The following is an 18,551-nucleotide window of genomic DNA, read 5'->3' on the forward strand; positions in this document are numbered from 1 at the left end:
AGGGATCTTCTTTGAAACGGCGGGCTATCAATTTTCTGGTATATGGGATGCCTAGTATATGGGGATGTCTGTTATATGAGATGTTTGCCATATGGGAGAGTGGGGTGGCTTAGTGAAAGCTTTATTGAGAGGGACTTTATCACTGTTTGGTTTTTGCTTTTGGTAAGGGGTGGGGAGAATGGGGAAGGAATTGAGTTGAGAGGAGGTTCTGGAAATGGCTCTGTTAGATCTGTTGTAAATGACGAATAAGATCGATGAAGCTTATTCTAATTTTTAGAGGGAATGCTTGTGTTGCTTGAGGTGGATAGAGAGGTTAGAAAGATAAGATTATTCGTTTTTCGGCGGATAAAGGTATCAATGGGATATGTTCAAACAATGAGTTTATAATAATTCATTATTGAGATTCAATTTGAATTTCAATGAGAGCCCGAAATAGTGTGAGATGTTTTTAGTTTTCTTATTCAAACGCTCTTATATTGAATCAAGTAAAATCGTTTGTTTGCATATTACAAACAGGGTGAGCTTGTGGGGAAAAATATTCAAGAAATAAAATATTGAAAAAATAAAAATGCTTATATCGCACTCAAGCGCCAAGAGCTGTTGCAACAGTGAGGCTTGGTAAAGAGAAGGATAGGGGGACAATCTTACAGAAATGAAAGAGGGGGGAGGCAAGGGGTGGGGGATATTCTTTGGGGGGCGGTCAATTTCAAAAGCCGTTCGTAAGGCATTTTAGAGATTAAGTGTGTCATTGAGGCTCTTGATTTTGAAGCCATTGATTTTGAAGCTACTGATTTTGAGGCTATTGAAACGCATGGTTTAAAGGATGGAGGACTTGATGAAGCCGATGAAGGTTGGGGGAAAAGATTTAGGCTTATAGGGAAGACTTATAAGGGCAAGAAGAGAGAGGCAAAAGAAGAATAAAATGGTGCTGCGAGAGAGGATTGAACTCTCGACCTCTCCCTTACCAAGGGAGTGCTCTACCACTGAGCTACCGCAGCCCTTTTCAATCTTTGCGCTGTCTTGTGCCATATTGTCAGAAAATAGGCAAGAGAACATTTGTATATTCTTGCAAGAAAACGTATCTTATGTCATGACGTATGTTTCTTATATGCTTAAATATTTAAGGTTATGAGTTGCTTGGATAGAAGCTCAACACTGTTTAAAAGGTTGCGCAATGACACAAATGCATCAAAAACAAAAACAAAATGAAATTAATCATCAAGATGAAAAAGCAAAACGACGTCAAGAAAGATTGGCACAACAATTGCGTCAAAACCTGAAACGTCGAAAAGAGCAAAGCCGAAAAAGAGCACAACCAGAGCTCTAAAATGCAAAAAGCTCTAAAATGCAAAAAAATGTTTTTTAGTAAATTTTTGCAACCAAACTTCTCAATAATTTGTTCTCATAGTTAGAATGCGTTCTAAAACGATTAATAAAGCATAACTTCCCGAAGGGGGACAATCCTTTGGAAGGGCAGGCACAAAGGAAAAGAGGGAAAATACGATGGATTCTATTCAAATTGTTGGGGGAGAAAAACTTAAAGGAACAATTCCTATTTCTGGGGCAAAAAATGCTGCATTGCCTCTTATGATTGCGGCGCTTTTAACAGAAGAAACGCTCACTTTAGAAAATATTCCGCATCTGGCCGATGTTGAATTGCTTATTCGTATTCTCAATAATCATGGTGTTGGATATGCCGTTGATGGACAAGAGTTTAACGATGAATGCGTGAATTCAAGAACAATTCATTTTACGGCGCAAAAAATAGCTACAACACGGGCACCATACGAACTGGTGAAAAAAATGCGTGCAAGCTTTTGGGTTATTGGACCTCTGCTTGCACGATGCGCAGAGGCTTATGTTTCGCTTCCTGGAGGATGCGCTATTGGAACAAGACCTGTCGATTTTATCCTTGAGGGACTTAAAACTTTAGGCGTACAGATTACTATCGAAAATGGATATGTTCATGCAAAAGCGCTAAAGGGGTTAAAAGGTGCTCACTATCGTTTCCCTAAAGTCACTGTTGGTGGAACCCATGTGCTGCTGATGGCGGCGACAATGGCAAAGGGAACAACCACTCTTGAGAATGCGGCTTGTGAGCCAGAAGTGACAAACCTTATTCGAACCCTGAATGCTATGGGGGCTCAAATAACCGGTGAAGGAACAACAACGCTTACAATTGAAGGGGTTAAAAAACTCAACGGTGCTAGAGTACGCGTTATTGCTGATCGAATCGAAGCGGGAACATATGCAATGGCTGTTGCTATGACGGGAGGAGATGTCTTTCTTAAAAATGCAAATCCTAATCATCTCACAAAAGTGCTTAAGGTGCTCCAAAAAACAGGACTTGAGATTCAAATAGAACCTCAAGGAATTCATATTAAGCGAAATCCAAAGAACACCAAAATTATGCCCGTTGATATTAAAACAGGACCTTATCCTGCTTTTCCAACCGATCTCCAAGCGCAATTCATGGCGCTCATGACACGGGCTGAAGGAATCGCGCATATTACAGAGACGGTTTTCGAAAATCGTTTTATGCATGTTCAAGAACTCAATCGCTTAGGGGCAAAGATAAAGCTTGATGGGCAGACGGCAACTGTCTATGGAACAGAGAATTTGCAAGGGGCTCCTGTCATGGCGACGGATTTGCGTGCTTCTGTTTCTCTTGTGATTGCAGCATTGGCAGCAAAGGGGGAAACAATCGTCAATCGTGTTTATCATCTTGATCGTGGATTTGAGAGATTAGAAGAAAAATTAGTCCGTTGTGGTGCAAAAATCCAACGTATCACAGTGTAAAGCTTTCAAAGATATGCTCCAAAGAATGGCTTTGAGAGGTTGCTTGGGGGGTGGCTGTTGTGTGGGGGCATGCTTTCATGACACGGGGTTGAGGGAAGCGCGCGAAATTACAGAGACGAGATTTTCGAAAATCGTTTTATGCATGTTCAATAACTCAATTGCTTGAGGGCGCAAATAAAGCTTGATGGGCGAGAGGGCAACCGTCTCGTGGAACAGAGAACTTGAAAAGGGCTCCTGTTAAGCGCACGGATTTGCGCGCGCTTGTTGTTTCTCTTGTGATTACAGCCCTCTTATCTTGTTACATTGGCAGCAAAGGGGAAAACAATCGTCAATCGTGTTTATCATCTTGATCGTGGATTTGAGAGATTAGAAGAAAAATTAGTCCGTTTTGGTGCAAAAATCCAACGATTAACCGTGTAAATCCCTTTGAGGTGTTCTTTAATCTCTCTCTCTTCGGAGGGCTTAATCTCAAGAAACAAGGTTTGTTAATCTCCTCAATGAACGTGGGGTTTATCTCATAGTTTTGGAGTTTTTACGAGCGGGCATAAAAGTTTGAGAGGCGGGGGTGGAGCTCATAAAATAAAGACTGTTTTAAATTTTATTGCTAATTTCCTGAAATTACTTTATACCTTAAAGGGTGACTTTGGTCGTTTACGCAGCGATCAGTAGGGTCTGAAAGCCCTAAAGTTCAGTACATAAGATTAGCCTACTTTTGTGGGTGTCCCGGGATTCCGGGAGTTTTTGCCATGTCCAGGTGCTCTCTAGCACTAAAAGCAAAAAAAGCTGACTGAACTCAGTACTTTCAGACTCCCGGAATACCAATGCGAGGGCGCTCGCAACCGGCAGGGGAGCTTGAAGTGAAAGCTAAAAATCCACACTTTAACGATATTTCGATTGGCAGAAAAATTCGCTTTAAAAGAATAATGATCGGAATGTCGCAAAAGAAATTAGGCAGCCAGTTAGGTGTGACTTTTCAACAAATCCAAAAATACGAAAAAGGCTCTAATCGTATAGGCGCGGGGCGTTTACAAGAAATTGCTGATATTCTCAATGTTCCCATTTCCTTTTTTTACTCCGGTCTCTCAACAAAAGAAGACGTCTTGTATTGCTGTGATGAAAGGATCGCAAGTAAAGAAGAGCACATCCTTTTGAAAAGTTTTAGAGAGCTCAAACCTCAAAAACAGAAAGCATTTTTGTGTTTGATTGTCTCATGAGATAAAAACATTGTTTTAATTTTTATTGCTAATTTCCTGAAATTACTTTATACCTTAAAGGGTAACTTTGGTCGTCTACGCAGCGACCAAGAGGGATTCAAAAACCCCTAAAATCCGAGCGTAAAAATGAACCTACTCTTGTGGGTGTCCCGGGATTCCGGGAGTTTTTGCTATGTCCAGGTGCGATGAGCACTAAAAGCAAAAAAGCTGACTCGGATTCAGTGTTTTTGACTCCCGGAATACCAATGCGAGGGCGCTCGCAACCGGCAGGGGAGCTTGAAGTGAAAGCTAAAAATCCACACTTTAATGACATTTCGATTGGCAGAAAAATTCGCTTTAAAAGAATAATGATCGGAATGTCGCAAAAGAAATTAGGCAGTCAGTTAGGTGTGACTTTTCAACAAATCCAAAAATATGAAAAAGGCTCTAATCGTATAGGGGCGGGGCGTTTACAAGAAATTGCTGATATTCTCAATGTTCCCATTTCTTTTTTCTATATGGATCTCTCGACAAAAGAAAATGCCTTGTATTGCTGTGATGAAGGGATCGCAAGTAAAGAAGAGCACATCCTTTTGAAAAGTTTTAGAGAGCTCAAACCTCAAAAACAGAAAGCAATTTTGTGTTTGATTGTCTCATGAGATAAAAACACTGTTTTAAATTTTATTGCTAATTTCCTGAAATTACTTTATTGGTAAGAGAATGTTTTGGTCGTCTACGCAGCGATCAACAGGGAATGAAAGACCCGAAACTTGAGACACGTATTTATCCAGCTTTATGGATATCCCGGATTTCCGGGAGCTTTTGTTATGTCCAGGTGCTCTCTAGCACTAAAAGCAAAAGGCTGAGTCAAGTTTCAGCTCTTTCAACTCCCGGAATACCAATGCGAGGGCGCTCGCAACCGGCAGGGGAGCTTGAAGTGAAAGCTAAAAATCCACACTTTAACGATATTTCGATAGGCAGAAAAATTCGCTTTAAAAGAACAATGATCGGGATGTCGCAAAAGAAATTAGGTAGCCAGTTAGGTGTGACTTTTCAACAAATCCAAAAATATGAAAAAGGCTCTAATCGTATAGGAGCTGGGCGTTTACAAGAAATTGCCGATATTCTTAATGTTCCCATTTCTTTTTTCTATACGGATCTCTCGACAAAAGAAAATGCCTTGTATTGCTGTGATGAAGGGATCGCAAGTAAAGAAGAGCACATTCTTTTGAAAAGTTTTAGAGAGCTCAAACCTCAAAAACAGAAGGCAATTTTGTGTTTGATTGTCTCATGAGATAAAAACACTGTTTTAAATTTTATTGCTGGTCTCCAGAAATTATTTTATGAACAAGCACCAAGGTTCTCGTCGTACAGTGTGGTTGAATGGTGGAACCCAAAGCCTGAAAATCCAAGATGAAACATTAGCCTGCTTTATAAGTATCGCGAGATTCCGGGAGTTTTTGCCATGTCCAGGTGCGATGAGCACTAAAAGCAAAAAAAGCTGATTCGAACTCAGTACTTTCAGACTCCCGGAATACGCATAAGAGGCGCTCGCAACCGGCAGGGGAGCTTGAAGTGAAAGCTAAAAATCCACACTTTAACGATATTTCGATAGGCAGAAAAATTCGCTTTAAAAGAACAATGCTGGGAATGTCGCAAAAGCAATTAGGCAGTCAGTTAGGTGTGACTTTTCAACAAATCCAAAAATATGAAAAAGGCTCTAATCGTATAGGGGCGGGGCGTTTACAAGAAATTGCTGATATTCTTAATGTTCCCATTTCTTTTTTTTACTCCGATCTCTCGACAAAAGAAAATGCCTTGTATTGCTGTGATGAAGGGATCGCAAGTAAAGAAGAGCACATCCTTTTGAAAAGTTTTAGAGAGCTCAAACCTCAAAAACAGAAAGCAATTTTAAGATTAAATTTTCGTTAGAATCAAAAAAAAGATTAAAGAGGCTCTTGCTAAATAATAAATTATTATATAAAGCTTTTTCTAGAGAAGGGGGTTAGCATTTCTCCTCCCCCCCCCCGCAGAAATGTCCAAATAAAACCTCCTTCTCATCGTTTAAAAAATCACGAAAAATTTTATCCTTTATTTTTTTAAAAAGAGTGACTTGTTTGTGCTAGAAAAGTTGCTGTATTAGGTAAATTGGAGGGCGGGGTGTTTTTAGTAGGGATTTGGGAAGGGCTGGAAAAGTCGTCTTGCCAAATAGAGTTCTCAAAAGAAAATCTTGGAAAGAAACTATCAAAGAGGTGGCTTAAAAGAAGCTACCAAAAATCCGGAACTTCAGGCTTTAAATGAGGACCAATCCGTACCGCTGAGACCTTTTCTGCTAAACCGGTGCGATCTGAAATCTCAACCGCTAAACCACAAAGGGTGGCAGGACCACATGCCGGTTCAAAACGATCTTGCTTCGTCTTATAAAGAAAACGGTGTAAGGGTTCTTCTTTATCCATTCCAAGAGATGAATTATAATCTCCACACATGCCTGCATCTGTTAAATAGGCGCTCCCACCTTCTAAGATCTGCGCGTCAGCCGTGGGAATATGCGTATGTGTGCCAACGATAACACTTACACGACCATCAAGAAAATGGCCAAAACATTGCTTCTCGCTTGTCGTTTCTGCGTGAAAGTCAAAAATAATCGTATCGGCTTGCTCCATCAACGAACAGGCAAGCAGAATATTTTCCGCTGTTTCAAATGGATCTTCTACTTTACACGGCATAAAAACGTTGCCCAACAGATTGGCGACAAGAACACGGGCGCCATTTTTTGCCGTAAAAACACCAGAACCTTTTCCGGGAGTTTCTTTCGAAAAATTGGCAGGGCGTAAAAAACGATCACTCTCATGGGCATATTGCAATGCTTCTTTGTGAGAAAAAGCATGATTACCTGTGGTGACAACATCAACACCGGTTATCAAAAGATCTTGATACGTTTCTTGTGTGAGACCAAAACCACCAGAGGCATTTTCACCATTTACCACAACAAAATCAAGATGCCATTTCTCAATCAGTTGAGGAAGGTATTCAAAAACAGCTTTACAGCCTGTGTTACCAACAATGTCACCTAAAAATAAAAAACGCATAGGCACTTTAATCACATTTTAACATTTTAAGAAACCTTTTTCTGTAAAAATTCCTTGTACCTGTAGATCATGTTCTGCTGCGGGAATAGAGGAAACCTCCTGACATGAAAATCCTATGCCCCATAATGTCATTTGATGCCCTTGTTTTTCAAGAGCTGCAACAGCACGGTCATAGTATCCTCCTCCATAGCCAAGACGGTGACATTGACGATCAAACGCAGAAAGCGGAACAATAATATTATTGGGGGCAACAACGCCATTGTCTGCACCCGGACCAAAGGTGCCAAAACGCATGGGCTCTAAAATCGTGCTGGGCGAAAATGCACGGAAAATCATGGTGGTGGAATCAAGAACTGCTGGTAAGGCTAAATGCCCACCGCGTAACGCTACAGCATCCAGTAAAGGACGCGGGTCAATTTCCGATTTAATGGGCCAATAGCCTGCTAAAATGAGGCGTGAAAAATCGGTTCCCTTCTTTTCAAGGTATTCAATAAAGTGGCAACAAGCACGCTGTGAAAAGAGTGCACGCTCTTCTGTTAAAAGAGCATCACGACGCGATAAACCGCTTTTGCGTTGCTGTGTGCGAAGGGATGAAGCAGATTCATAGAGGGGATTATTTGTCATTGTCTCGTCAATTATTTTATAAGATGCTGGTATTTTATCCATTGTTGGCGTTTTGTAAATCTCTGTTAGGACAAGAGCTGTGCTCATGAAAAAAAAGCATGAAAAAAGTGTGTGCTCTTTAGGGGGTATCTTGGTGCAACAAGCCGCTTTTGCGCTGCTTGCGTGCGAAGGGATGAAGCAGATTCACAGAGGGGATTATTTGTAAGTGCTGTCTGTTCTACAAAATAAAGCCTATCGTAATTTTTATTTCTTGAAAAGAGTATCGTCATTGGTCTTATGTAAAAAGACGCTCTCAATTTTAGCTGGAAAAATTTGATGTAAAAAAGGGTGATCCACAACAGCCGATGGAAAAAGCTAATCCCGGGAACCTATACAAATAGGTGGGCGCCATATGAAAAAGCCCACGGGCTTGATCAGGGACAGCTCCCTTGGAGATCATTAAGGTCTCAGGAATACGTTATTTCCTGTCGAGAAGCGCAGAACACCCTCCTTAATATAAAACAATTTCAGAGCTTCTGCTAGAGATAAAATAACCTCGCTCTCTTCTTTTTCAAAAAGTATTTCAGGAGAGTTTTTATAACCTTGCTGGTGGCTGCTCGAAATGGCTGTATGATGGATGGCTTATTCAAAGTAAAAAAGCAAAAAATATGAGTGGGGGTGGGTGTTTGAGTGACGCAGAACGATTTATTGGCAATGGCTTGATTGGCTCTTTTGGGACAATGCTTGATTTTTATGTTTCGCGGGAATACTTGGAGGAGGTTTGAAGGGAAATATTTCTTATTCAAGGATGTTGGTTGAATTGGTGTTGCGTCTTTGAAGTTTTTGCTTTGTGAATCCATATTTCAGGGCTGTTTTATCAACTTTGAGGGGTGAAGGAGAGCCGATACGGTATGTGCTGCTATGGTTGAAGCTTAAAAATAAAAAACAGATGATGATAGTTTATCAGAGGCGCTAAGCGATGTTTTAAGCTTTTTTCAAAAAGTATTTTTTGAGGATCGTGTTTACAAATTTTTTTTATCCATGATGGAAGGTGTGAAAAGAAGAAACGGCGTGAAGAGGACTCCGGCGTGGAAGCGTTTGCTTGCTATGAGAAGAAATTCTGTAGGGAGTATATTGGCAGTGTTTGGAAGATGCCTTCAATACAAAAAAGTCAAAATTCAAAAAAAGTACTGTGAATTGTGTGGGGGGTGATGGTGTGGTTATAAGCAGGGGCAGTTTATTGAGTGGAATGTGAAGCCGGCTTGTGTCTTATCTAGGTTTGAAAGGATGCCGTAAAGCGTCTCGTTTTTGAATGGTTTCAAAGAGCTTGTGGTGATTGTTCGTCTAATAGAGCTTGCACGCGCTTTTGAATCCTGCGCATTTGTGGATAATAATCCAATGCTGTTTCATAAGCTTTAAGAGCAAGTTTTGGACGCTCCGTTGCTTCCATGACAACGCCAAGTTCAAAAAAAGCACTATAATTGCGCGGCTCAAGTTCAAGAGCATGGTTGAGATCAAGCAGGGCAAGTTTGAAATCGTTCAGTTGAATGTGAATCCAAGCGCGTCTTATCCAAGCTTCAGCATGAGTAGGTAAAAGTGCAAGAGCATTATCAATATAATCAAGCGCAAGTCCATAATCGTCGCTGTTGAGTGCATTTTCAGCCCATGACATCAAAAGATCAATCGTCTCGCTCCCCGATTGGGACCATAAATGTTGAAGCTGTTGACTGATCTTTTTCGCTTTAGCAACATCAGCACAATATTTCAATTCTTTGAGTAAACGTGAAATTTCTGCTTCTTTGCGCTGCTTAACTCTGTCAACATGGGAAAGCTGCTCTTTGTCAAGATCTTCAAGAATAACCGCCGAAGAATCAGAATCGGAGGGCGTTGAGGAGGAGGGAGGAGAATTGGGAATAAGATCATCTAACGGTAAAAGCGATTGTGGAGAAGGCCGATCTTCAGGAAGAGAAGAAGGATTTTGCCCATAGCTTGAGGGAACAAAACAAAAAACGCCAACAAAAGAAAGAAAAAACGCGCGCTGGAAAATACAGAAAAAACGCAGCTGAAAAAATCGAAAGGCTTTTAAAAAAATAGAAGAATCCATAAAAACAAGCCCCCAAAAGATAAATCACCAAATATTATCAAATACTAGACTTGTAATCAACGGACTTATAACCAAAAAAACGCAAGAAAAATTTTTTAAGCCTACAATCAAAGTAGGCATAAAAACATTGACCCTAAAGAAATTAGCCCTGACGTGCTCTAAAACGTGGGTTCGTTTTATTAAGAATATAAACACGACCCTTACGACGCACCAAACGATTGTTACGGTGGCGCTCTTTTAGTGCTTTAAGCGAATTTTTAATTTTCATCATATTCACCGTTTAAATAGTTTACGTAACACAATACTATAATACAATATTAAAATACGAAAATACAATACCACAACCCCAATAGACTGCTCACTTTAATGAGCATTGCATTGCGATATCGTACTTGCATCATAACATCACACGATACACTTTTTCACTGTGATCACAAAAAGAAAAGCGTACTCTTAAGGTACGCACTAACCACTTCATTAGCACAACGATAAGTGAAAATTGCAAAAAAGTAGGAGAGATCTAACAAGAAGTCTTATTCTTGTCAAGGGTATATCCCTTACAAATTCCTATAGTGTGTGTTAATGGTTGCCTTGGAGGTAAAAATTTTCTCGTAAAAAGAAGGACACAAAAAAGCACAAAGAGTGAAAAAAAGTAAAAGCTTCCTATTTGTGAGAAAATAATCCTGTTTTTTCGTAAAATATCATCGTTTAGTAAGGCTCATGTAAAATTTATAACATGAGGTGTTTTTTGTTCGTGTGTGAGGATATTCTTAAGGCTTATTCTTAAAACCTAAAAAATAAACCGCATGATGATGACGAAGATGATGAATTGATAAGGATAAATTTCTATTGTTCAGAGAAAACATAGTAAAATAAGAGTTTCGCATAGTCTTAAGGTTTTCTCATTGCAAATCTGTGTATCTTTAAGCATAGCATTCGCTGCTTGCATATCACAAGCGGGATTGATTTATGGTAAAGATACTTGAAGATAAGGAATAAAACGGTCTTTTATGAATGCTTTCAAATGCTAAGAGTGTTGTAACATTGGAGACTGGCAAAGCGGTATGATGAGGTTGGCGTTTACGCTTCATAAGTTTAAAGAGGGTGGTGCACTATGAATGTTTAAGTTATTATCGAGAGTTTTTATGCTCTATGACCGGGGCTGCTGTTGTGAAGTGGTGGGGCAATGTGCATTGGCCAAATGTTTCTTTAAAATAAGCGCGTGGTAAAACAAGTGCGTAAATTGGCAACACAAGTGTCTTCTGTTTGAGGCTTTTTATTTTACGTGAGGGGTGAGAGGATATTTGGTTTGGGAATGGATAAGCTTAGTGCTGTAATCATATCCTGTAATTATATCTTTGACGTGGAGATCAGGGACGGAGCGCTCTGTACTTTTAATGAGGGATTAAATCTGTGCGGTTAGAGTGAAAGATTATGCATAAATTTCTCTTTTAAGGCAATAGTTTATGATTCTTTGCAACCCAATTATTTCTACGTGGGTGGAGTGCTGGATATTGTCGAGCAGATGGGGAATTCAAATTATCCAATAAGGGAGCCAGTATACTGAGAATACACTTTGGCTCTTGAATGTGGATAGTTTGAATTCCTTTTAATATCCATGTTGCAGAAAAAATTTGACCTTCCCAAGGGTGGTCTATGATGATGTTTATTGAAAGAGTGAAAGCTTCACATTGTCTGGCGATAAACGTAATAAAAGCATGTCATAATACCAATTTATATACATGTTGCAAATGCCAAAGAGAGCTGACGTAATGATCATTGGTATCCCGATCGATAGGGGCAGTGTTTCTCTTCCTCCTGTGAGGTATATTAGACAAAGAATTCCTGTCATTAATAAAAAGCCTATCGACAGGATTTTCGTTACGAAAACAATGGGTTTACGAAAAGTTAAAAGAAAAAGGAACAACATATGTCTAAATGGACCCCCTTTACGTTTTTGGGGAGGAACAGACTGTGCCTCATTTAAAGTTTCTTCTTTATTTTCATTGTTTTCATTTTTGAGTTTGTTTGAAGAGATCCCCTCCATTATTTTCCCCTTTTGTATGGTATTTTTGCTATAAAAAGATCTAAGTTTGTGCTGAACGTTAATCACATATTAAGATAAGATACAAGCGAAATTATTTTATTATTGTTAGAAATGAAGTATTTTTTCGCACAATGAGCGTTTTAAAGGCACTGATAGTGTTAAAATGATAGTATTAAAAAGTATAGTTTAGCTTTATCAGGATAATAAAATAAACATTTATATTTATAAATTATTAGGTGCTCTTGAAAGAAGCTTGGATTGAGAAAAATTGTGGGAACTTCATGAAGCGCTGGTCTGTTGGGGGTGACGAATGTTATTGCTGAGCAGGATTAGAGAGTTACAGACAATCTCTTATGGGTGGTTAAGAATATGCGTAAACAAAGTGCGTTTACGATAAGGGGAGTTCATAAAGAATTGTGCGAGATGCAATAAAAAGATGCCATAAAATCAATGCGCATTATACGGTGGTGATGTGCCTTATAATTCATTATCTTAACAGGATTAAAAGGTGAGAAAATTGATGCACTAAAAAAGGGAGGGTTTTGTGAGAGAAGAAAAATTGATCTGAAAAGAAGAAACTTAAGCCTTTGGGGTGAAGTTCAGGAAACCTTTTCGAGGAATGTGTTGGGGGGAAATTAATGAAAGAAGAAAATCTTCTATCCGTTGAAGGAAAAAGAGAGAGGAGAAAAAGAAGAAAGTTGCTATGCTGGAGGGGGCTATCGTCTGTCCGATATTGGGCTGCGTTTGCGAGAGTTGTTTCGGGAGAGTAAAATGTTTTACCTCTCAGCGATTTTATGGAAAACAAAACGATGCTTTTGTGAAAATGCTTTTGTGAAAAAATGAACATAAGAAGAGAAGCTAGAGACAATAAAAGCGCAATCATGGGGATTGGTATCTATGGGGTGCAATAGATCAGTCTATTTCTTAAAGATTGGCATTAAAAGAAAAATGAAGGGGCTGCGTATGTTATGGGGGAATATTTATGCTGTGGGAGGTATCCGTTGAGGGGAAGTTGAGGGCTGGTGGATTGTTTTGAGCCTTGGGGGGGATATTTTTGAGAAAAGGAAGGGGAGAAGAGCTAGGGGGTGGAGTTGAAGGGTTGGGAGCGCTTGTTGTACTGCTTGGATATCGGTGTGTGGGGGAGAGGTTGTTTTTGAGGGCGGATGAGATGTTCGTGTAGGATGAAGCGGTTTGGAGGGGGAAGAGGTGATGTTTTTAAGAGAGAAGGAGCTTGTAGGAGGGCTTCACGCCCTTTCAGGGGCGAATTAAAAGGTTAGGGGCGCTTTGGAGCCGCTGGATATCGGTGTGGGGGGAGGTTGTTTTTTCAGTTCATTTTGGGGAAAAGTGTGAAAAAGTATTTGTATATATGTGGGCTTAAGATTTGTTGGCTGGTCCCAGTAATTGGATGATATGCCCCATTTTGCGGTTGGGGTGAGCAGTGCTTTTGCCATATAAATGGATCGAGGTGCGCTCTTGCTTCAGAAAATATTTTAACGTGCTAAAATTGTTACCAATAAGATTGGTCATTTGGCAATCGCTGTGGCGATAGGGACTGCCTAAGGGAAGTCCGCAAATAGCACGGATATGCTGTTCAAATTGTGAAGTTATGCATGCCTTTTGTGTCCAATGACCAGAATTATGGACACGCGGTGCTAATTCATTCACTAAAAGATGACCATTCGTTAAGACAAAAAGTTCAATACAAAGAACACCAACATAATCGAGGGCATCCATGACTGTTACACTGATTTCTTGAGCTGCTTTTTGCACGTCAAGTGGAATATGTGATGGAACAAAGGATTTATGAAGAATTCCGTTTTTATGTTGGTTTTCAGGGCAATCATAAAAAATATGTTCTCCTTGTTTTGTGCGGGCCGAGAGAACCGAAATTTCCGATAAAAAAGGAACTATTTCTTCCAAAATACAAGGCTGTTCTTGAAAAGTCCTTAAGGCTTCGTCAAGGGTTTGTTCATCTGGGTGATCAAGCTTGATCTGGTTTTTTCCGTCATAACCAAAACGACGCGTCTTTAAAAGACCACGTCCGCCTAAGGTATCAAGAGCGGAAAGAAGAGAAGAAGAATTGTCAACAGCGTGCCATAACGCGGTGCCAATCCCTTGATCACGCAAAAATTGCTTCTCAAAAAGTCGATCTTGCGTGATCTCTAATGCTTTGGAAGAAGGATAAACAGGCTTACTCTTTTCTACATATTGAACCGTTTGAAGCGAAAGATTTTCAAATTCATAGCTGACAACATCACACTGAGAAATAAAATGATCTAAAGCTGATATATCGTCATAGGAGGAAACAATATGGTTGTTTGCTGTTTGAGCGGCTGGGCAATCGGCTTCAGGGCAAAAAATAACGGTTCGAAATCCTAATTCTGCAGCCGCTATGGCGAGCATCCGTGCTAATTGTCCTCCTCCGATTAAACCAATGACGCTGCCTGGAGGTAACATGGTGAAGGGAGTGGTGTTGGAGGGGGTGGCGTTGGCTAAGGTGTTGTTGGCTGAGGTGGTGTTGGAAAACGGTGCCATTTTAAACCTCCGTTACAGGCGTTTGGGCGACATTGGCTGTTTGTTGTTGACGCCAATCTTCTAATCGTTGGGCGAGATCATGGTCATAAACGGCCATAACGGCTGCGGCTAAAAGTGCTGCATTAATTGCGCCTGCTTTGCCAATTGCTAATGTGCCGACGGGTATCCCTGCTGGCATTTGCACGATTGAAAGCAAAGAATCTTGACCAGAAAGAGAGTGAGAATGCACTGGAACGCCAAAAACAGGAAGAGGAGTAAGGGCTGCTAACATACCTGGAAGATGCGCTGCACCCCCCGCACCGGCAATTAAAACTTTAAACCCTGCTTCTTTTGCTTCTTTGGCAAATTGATAAAGGCGTTCAGGAGTTCGGTGTGCTGAGACAATATGCGAACTATGAGAAATACCAAGATTCGTCAAAATATCTGCACTATGGCACATCGTTTGCCAATCCGATTGGCTCCCCATTAAAATCGCCACATCACATGATTTTTTCATCATTCTCTATCCTTTTCAAAGGTTCAATGCGATTCTTTATCATTATTTTTTTAAAGTTTTATATTCTTTTTGCAAAGCCAATTGATGACAGAGAAACAGTTATTTTTCAAATAAGGCGGAAAGCTAAAAATTTAAAGGGGATCTCGAGAGATGAAAAACTAAAGTATTGAAGGCATGAAGCACTTCTTGTGAGGGGGAGGGTAATGTCACGGGGTGGCGTGGGACCCATGAGGCTGTTGAGCTTGCGGTATTGTCTTTTATTTAAGATAAGAGGGAAAAATGTATTGGGGAAAAGCCATTGATTATAAGTTTTTTTAAAAAAATGTCTTATTTTTTATTTGCTAAAATAAACAAGATCACCATATGATATAAAATCTGTTGCAATTTGAAACATTGCTTATGAGAAAAAGATATTTTTATGTCAAAAATGTGTTGCAAAATGAGGATATTCTTTTGAGAAAAAAAGAGATGTATATCTCTCGATTTCAAAGCCTATTTATTTTGTTGTTCAAGTGATTCTTTTGTGAGTGGGGGATATAATCTTTATAATTGTCGATATATCTTTAACAATGGCTGATATAAGGGGAAGCGAATAATCAATGCTTTTGTGCTTTTAACGCTTTTGTTGAGATGTGCTTCTGAGCGATTATATCGTTTTTTCACTTAAATATAATGGCAATATCAATCGCGAGTGACGAATTGTGAATAATAAATCCATGGTCTCTTTTTTGCCCAATTTTGTAATATGGTGAACGCTGAAATAAATAAGAGTTAAACAACGGATGTAAAGGAGATTTAAAAGCTATGTTTCTTCCATTTTTAATCGCTTTAGGTACTGCAGTAACGACTATGTGTGGCAAAAAAAATATAAGTTATGCTTTGTGGGCAATTTTATTCGTTGTCATTCTTCTCACTTTCAATCATCACGCAACTTCTACTTTAAATTTATCTTTTTGAGAGAATAGCCATGGAACATGTTGAACAAAAAAATCCTCACTTCGTCATCTTTATGAATACGCTAGGACTCTTTGGGTTATCTATTGTCTTGGTGGTGGCTTTTTATTATCAATTGGTAAAGTTTGAGTTACCTTGTCCCCTTTGTTTGCTGCAGCGCGTTGGATTGATGCTGGCAGGTTGTGGGTTCTTACTCAATATTCACCATAAGGTGAAAAATACCCATTATGGTATGGTTATTCTTGGTTGTATGGTAACCAGTGCTGTGGCAGCACGGCAAGTGTTTTTGCATATCACACCCGATGATTTAGGATATGGTTCAACATTCTTTGGATTGCATTTTTATACTTGGGCTTTCATTATTTCTGTCCTTTGTATCTTTGCTGTCTCATTTGTCATGATTTTAGGCGAGTTGGCACACAAGTTCAAAGAATTTTCTCCTTTTCCAGTCTTGAGTAAAGCGGCAAGTTTCTTATTTGTGTTTTTGATTGCGGCAAATTTGATTTCTACCATACTGGAATGTGGTGGTGGGCAGTGTGCCGATGATCCTGTAAGGTATGAATTGTTATCAAATTGGTTCCCTTCACAGTCTTGAAATTTTTTAATAATCCCTCATCATAATTTTTATTGTTAAAGAGGCGGAAATATTTAAGAATCCGCTTCTTTTTTATTTATTGGGAAGACATTTTAGCAAGATTGTTCGATAATCTGATCTTTTATACCAACGCTGGCTTTTATGAGCGCTGGCGATTGATATTTTTTTAGCGAAGACTTGTACTGTGAACCTTTTATGCTGTCTTTTGAGAGAGATGAAGGGATTGATTGGCTTGGAGGCGTTTGTAGAGAAGCCCCGGACTTTTGAGCCGCGTGGGTTAAAAAGCCTCGTTTTTTAAAGGTGCATTAACGATAAAAATTTTTTGTTCTTGATTTTTCTTAACGTTGTGTTAAATTGATCTTTGTATTCATTTTGGTGCTTCTAAAGCGTTTTTATTGCTTCTAGAGGGATTAATTTAAAATTTTGAAAGTTATGTGAATAATTTTCTGCAGAGGTTTGTTTATTAGAAGCAAACCTTTTTTTTTATCTAAGTTTTAGATGTTTTCTTTCAGTGTGAAGCCTTTTTTTAGAAAAAGGTAAGCGTCTTGATGATGACTCTCTTCTTTATTAAGATATTGATTTATAATAATAAATAACCATTTTTTACCGTGAAGCGCGTTGCTGAATATAATAAAATTTCTCATCACCAGTTCTCTCATATTAAATCAATTAAAATTACTTGGCTTGTACATCATAAGTGGTGGGGCGTGCATGTGGGTCAAAACTGTACAAGAAAGGCAAGCCTTTAATGAATTATCTCTTGAACCGAAGGCTGTCTGCAACATTGGGAGCTGGCAGAGTTTTTGTGATGATGCCGGCCTTGTTCTTCCATAAGCGTAAACGTGTTTTTCCATAAGCGTAAAGATAGGGGAGGGCTGAATGGATTTTATACACTTCATGGGGGCTTACCATTTCTTTACGGGCGGCGTTTTGCAAAATGGGTGTGATGAGCGTTGAGAGATCTTTCTTTAAAACAAACGTGTGAATATGCAACGCAGGTCTATTCCTTTTGGTGCGTTTTGTATTACGAAAAAAATTGATTTATAAGAATGAGTTATCGTTGTGGATGTTGAACGAGAAAAACGAAAAGCTTCTCTTATTTCAAACTTTCTTATAGTCAATTAATTAAATGTACTCTTCTACGTTACAAAAAAGCACTGAATGTAAATAAAAATTCTTTTAAAAGTCGTAAAATGCTTCTTATGCACCCTTTTGATCGCTAGAATTTGTCGAAAAATTTTATGCTGCTCAATACAATAATAGGGCGGTTTATATCTATGATTTAAGTGAAAATAGGGGGATTTAGATGAAAAGGAAGGCGAGATTTTAATGACAGTTGTTGAAAACGTTATTGTGTAATGCATTTTTTACAGATTTTCTGCTTTCTGTAAATATGTAAAAGCGTAAAAACGGAAATGTGCAAAAAAGGAAGCTGGGACTTTATGTGGGGTGTATGATTTTATCATGGCATGGAATGTGGAGAGAAGATTGGGGTGTGGGGATGAAGAGTTTTATGAAGGGAGGGGGAAGTTTGGATGAAGAGGCGGGTGTGTTGACAAGAGAGGAGAGAGGGTGTAGGGAAAGTTGTTTTTGAAGTGGGATTGACCGGTGCTTTGCGTGTTCTTACTTTAGGGTGGTGAAGGGGCAAGAATATTTTAAAATAGGACGTATCTGTCGCGTTTGATGCAACATTATCCTTTGTGGTGTCGTGATCTGAAATCAGCAGGGGAATTGGCTAGAGTAAGAAGCTGTATTGTTGACAAACCTATGTTTACAAAGTGATACGGGGGGAATTTGAAAGTTTCGTTTGGCTGCTTTCTGTAAATGTGGAGAAGCATCAAAACGTTGATCCGTAAAATAAAAACGTATGTCCGTAAAATGATGCGGAGGATTTATGCTTTGTGTGCACTTTTGCTTAATCAGAAATCAACCACAAGATTGCTTTTTGTTTTTTCGGCTGGAGCTCTCTAAAATTTTTCAAAAGTGAATGTTCTTTTTCGCTGTATGTTTCTTGATCATAGTGTGCGGCATGTGTTGAAAGATTTTCTTTTGTGGCAATATCTGCATAAAAAAAGCTTATGGGAACTTCCAGTTTTTGGGCGATTTTGAGTAAACACCCTGCGCTTACACGATTGA

General features: G+C 39.3%; 18 protein-coding genes, 1 tRNA gene, 1 other RNA gene and 2 pseudogenes. 12 read left to right on the forward strand and 10 right to left on the reverse strand.

Going from position 1 to position 18,551, the window contains the following annotated elements; genetic code table 11:
• The first annotated feature begins 75 nt into the window (after window positions 1-75).
• Window positions 76-249, forward strand: coding sequence for a hypothetical protein (locus tag ACFIK2_RS06540; RefSeq protein WP_375617965.1), 174 nt, complete (start codon window positions 76-78; stop codon window positions 247-249).
• Window positions 250-923: 674 nt separating this feature from the next.
• On the opposite strand, the gene ACFIK2_RS06545 is transcribed toward ACFIK2_RS06540, so the two are convergent.
• Window positions 924-998: transfer RNA gene (locus ACFIK2_RS06545), tRNA-Thr, on the reverse strand.
• 176 nt (window positions 999-1,174) lie between these two features.
• Here ACFIK2_RS06545 and ACFIK2_RS06550 point away from each other — a divergent pair.
• The 7 genes and pseudogenes from ACFIK2_RS06550 (at window position 1,175) to ACFIK2_RS06575 (ending at window position 5,924) form a co-directional block, all read left to right on the forward strand.
• Entirely contained in the window at window positions 1,175-1,327 is a 153-nt protein-coding gene (locus ACFIK2_RS06550; RefSeq protein WP_375607050.1) for a hypothetical protein, read from the forward strand.
• A gap of 176 nt (window positions 1,328-1,503) precedes the next feature.
• A complete protein-coding gene (murA, locus tag ACFIK2_RS06555; protein ID WP_375677036.1) occupies window positions 1,504-2,799 on the forward strand; it encodes a UDP-N-acetylglucosamine 1-carboxyvinyltransferase in 1,296 nt (431 codons plus the stop codon).
• Window positions 2,800-2,913: 114 nt separating this feature from the next.
• A pseudogene (locus ACFIK2_RS10135) lies at window positions 2,914-3,219 on the forward strand (UDP-N-acetylglucosamine 1-carboxyvinyltransferase); the annotation flags it as partial.
• Between the two features lie 401 nt (window positions 3,220-3,620).
• Window positions 3,621-4,013 (forward strand): helix-turn-helix domain-containing protein, encoded by a 393-nt coding sequence (locus ACFIK2_RS06560; RefSeq protein ID WP_375677037.1) that lies wholly within the window; start codon window positions 3,621-3,623, stop codon window positions 4,011-4,013.
• A 185-nt stretch (window positions 4,014-4,198) separates the two neighbouring features.
• The gene (locus ACFIK2_RS06565; protein ID WP_375640057.1) at window positions 4,199-4,651 is read left to right on the forward strand and encodes a helix-turn-helix domain-containing protein; all 453 of its coding nucleotides are present in this window, start codon (window positions 4,199-4,201) and stop codon (window positions 4,649-4,651) included.
• 95 nt (window positions 4,652-4,746) lie between these two features.
• Window positions 4,747-5,286: a helix-turn-helix domain-containing protein gene (locus ACFIK2_RS06570; protein ID WP_375677038.1), complete on the forward strand. Its 540-nt coding sequence runs from the start codon at window positions 4,747-4,749 to the stop codon at window positions 5,284-5,286.
• Window positions 5,287-5,567: 281 nt separating this feature from the next.
• Window positions 5,568-5,924 carry a helix-turn-helix domain-containing protein gene (locus ACFIK2_RS06575; protein ID WP_375627709.1) on the forward strand — a complete coding sequence of 119 codons (357 nt, stop codon included), beginning with the start codon at window positions 5,568-5,570 and terminating at the stop codon, window positions 5,922-5,924.
• Between the two features lie 335 nt (window positions 5,925-6,259).
• Here ACFIK2_RS06575 and ACFIK2_RS06580 read toward each other — a convergent pair whose 3' ends face one another.
• The 6 genes from ACFIK2_RS06580 to ACFIK2_RS06605 form a co-directional block, all read right to left on the reverse strand.
• Window positions 6,260-7,081 (reverse strand): TIGR00282 family metallophosphoesterase, encoded by an 822-nt coding sequence (locus tag ACFIK2_RS06580; RefSeq protein WP_375677039.1) that lies wholly within the window; start codon window positions 7,079-7,081, stop codon window positions 6,260-6,262.
• A gap of 18 nt (window positions 7,082-7,099) precedes the next feature.
• Entirely contained in the window at window positions 7,100-7,705 is a 606-nt protein-coding gene (locus ACFIK2_RS06585; RefSeq protein WP_375627769.1) for a 5-formyltetrahydrofolate cyclo-ligase, read from the reverse strand.
• A 325-nt stretch (window positions 7,706-8,030) separates the two neighbouring features.
• Window positions 8,031-8,191: non-coding RNA, 6S RNA (gene ssrS / locus ACFIK2_RS06590), on the reverse strand.
• Between the two features lie 811 nt (window positions 8,192-9,002).
• Window positions 9,003-9,788, reverse strand: coding sequence for a tetratricopeptide repeat protein (locus tag ACFIK2_RS06595; protein ID WP_375633330.1), 786 nt, complete (start codon window positions 9,786-9,788; stop codon window positions 9,003-9,005).
• Window positions 9,789-9,930: 142 nt separating this feature from the next.
• The gene (ykgO, locus tag ACFIK2_RS06600; RefSeq protein ID WP_004863016.1) at window positions 9,931-10,056 is read right to left on the reverse strand and encodes a type B 50S ribosomal protein L36; all 126 of its coding nucleotides are present in this window, start codon (window positions 10,054-10,056) and stop codon (window positions 9,931-9,933) included.
• Window positions 10,057-11,454: 1,398 nt separating this feature from the next.
• Window positions 11,455-11,835 (reverse strand): hypothetical protein, encoded by a 381-nt coding sequence (locus ACFIK2_RS06605; protein ID WP_375677040.1) that lies wholly within the window; start codon window positions 11,833-11,835, stop codon window positions 11,455-11,457.
• Between the two features lie 1,054 nt (window positions 11,836-12,889).
• On the opposite strand from ACFIK2_RS06605, the gene ACFIK2_RS06610 reads away from it, so the two are divergent.
• Window positions 12,890-13,015 carry a hypothetical protein gene (locus tag ACFIK2_RS06610; RefSeq protein ID WP_375627706.1) on the forward strand — a complete coding sequence of 42 codons (126 nt, stop codon included), beginning with the start codon at window positions 12,890-12,892 and terminating at the stop codon, window positions 13,013-13,015.
• 194 nt (window positions 13,016-13,209) lie between these two features.
• Here ACFIK2_RS06610 and ACFIK2_RS06615 read toward each other — a convergent pair whose 3' ends face one another.
• Together ACFIK2_RS06615 and purE are read right to left on the reverse strand one after the other, a co-directional pair.
• Window positions 13,210-14,370, reverse strand: a complete 1,161-nt coding sequence (locus ACFIK2_RS06615; protein WP_375677041.1) for a 5-(carboxyamino)imidazole ribonucleotide synthase — start codon at window positions 14,368-14,370, stop codon at window positions 13,210-13,212.
• A gap of 1 nt (window position 14,371) precedes the next feature.
• Entirely contained in the window at window positions 14,372-14,869 is a 498-nt protein-coding gene (gene purE, locus ACFIK2_RS06620; protein ID WP_375610656.1) for a 5-(carboxyamino)imidazole ribonucleotide mutase, read from the reverse strand.
• A gap of 801 nt (window positions 14,870-15,670) precedes the next feature.
• Here purE and ACFIK2_RS06625 point away from each other — a divergent pair.
• The 3 genes from ACFIK2_RS06625 to ACFIK2_RS06635 all read left to right on the forward strand — a co-directional run bounded on the left by ACFIK2_RS06625 (window position 15,671) and on the right by ACFIK2_RS06635 (window position 17,249).
• Window positions 15,671-15,823, forward strand: a complete 153-nt coding sequence (locus tag ACFIK2_RS06625) for a DUF5993 family protein (protein ID WP_273790835.1) — start codon at window positions 15,671-15,673, stop codon at window positions 15,821-15,823.
• 10 nt (window positions 15,824-15,833) lie between these two features.
• On the forward strand, window positions 15,834-16,415 hold the full coding sequence (locus ACFIK2_RS06630) for a disulfide bond formation protein B (RefSeq protein WP_375613594.1): 582 nt from the start codon (window positions 15,834-15,836) through the stop codon (window positions 16,413-16,415).
• A 711-nt stretch (window positions 16,416-17,126) separates the two neighbouring features.
• Window positions 17,127-17,249, forward strand: a complete 123-nt coding sequence (locus ACFIK2_RS06635) for a hypothetical protein (RefSeq protein ID WP_375640052.1) — start codon at window positions 17,127-17,129, stop codon at window positions 17,247-17,249.
• Between the two features lie 1,081 nt (window positions 17,250-18,330).
• Here the strand turns inward: ACFIK2_RS06635 and ACFIK2_RS06640 are convergent.
• Window positions 18,331-18,551 (reverse strand): annotated as a pseudogene (locus ACFIK2_RS06640) (transcriptional regulator); the annotation flags it as partial.

This window comes from Bartonella sp. AP88XZML (assembly GCF_042195565.1).
In the GTDB taxonomy this organism is placed as follows: domain Bacteria; phylum Pseudomonadota; class Alphaproteobacteria; order Rhizobiales; family Rhizobiaceae; genus Bartonella.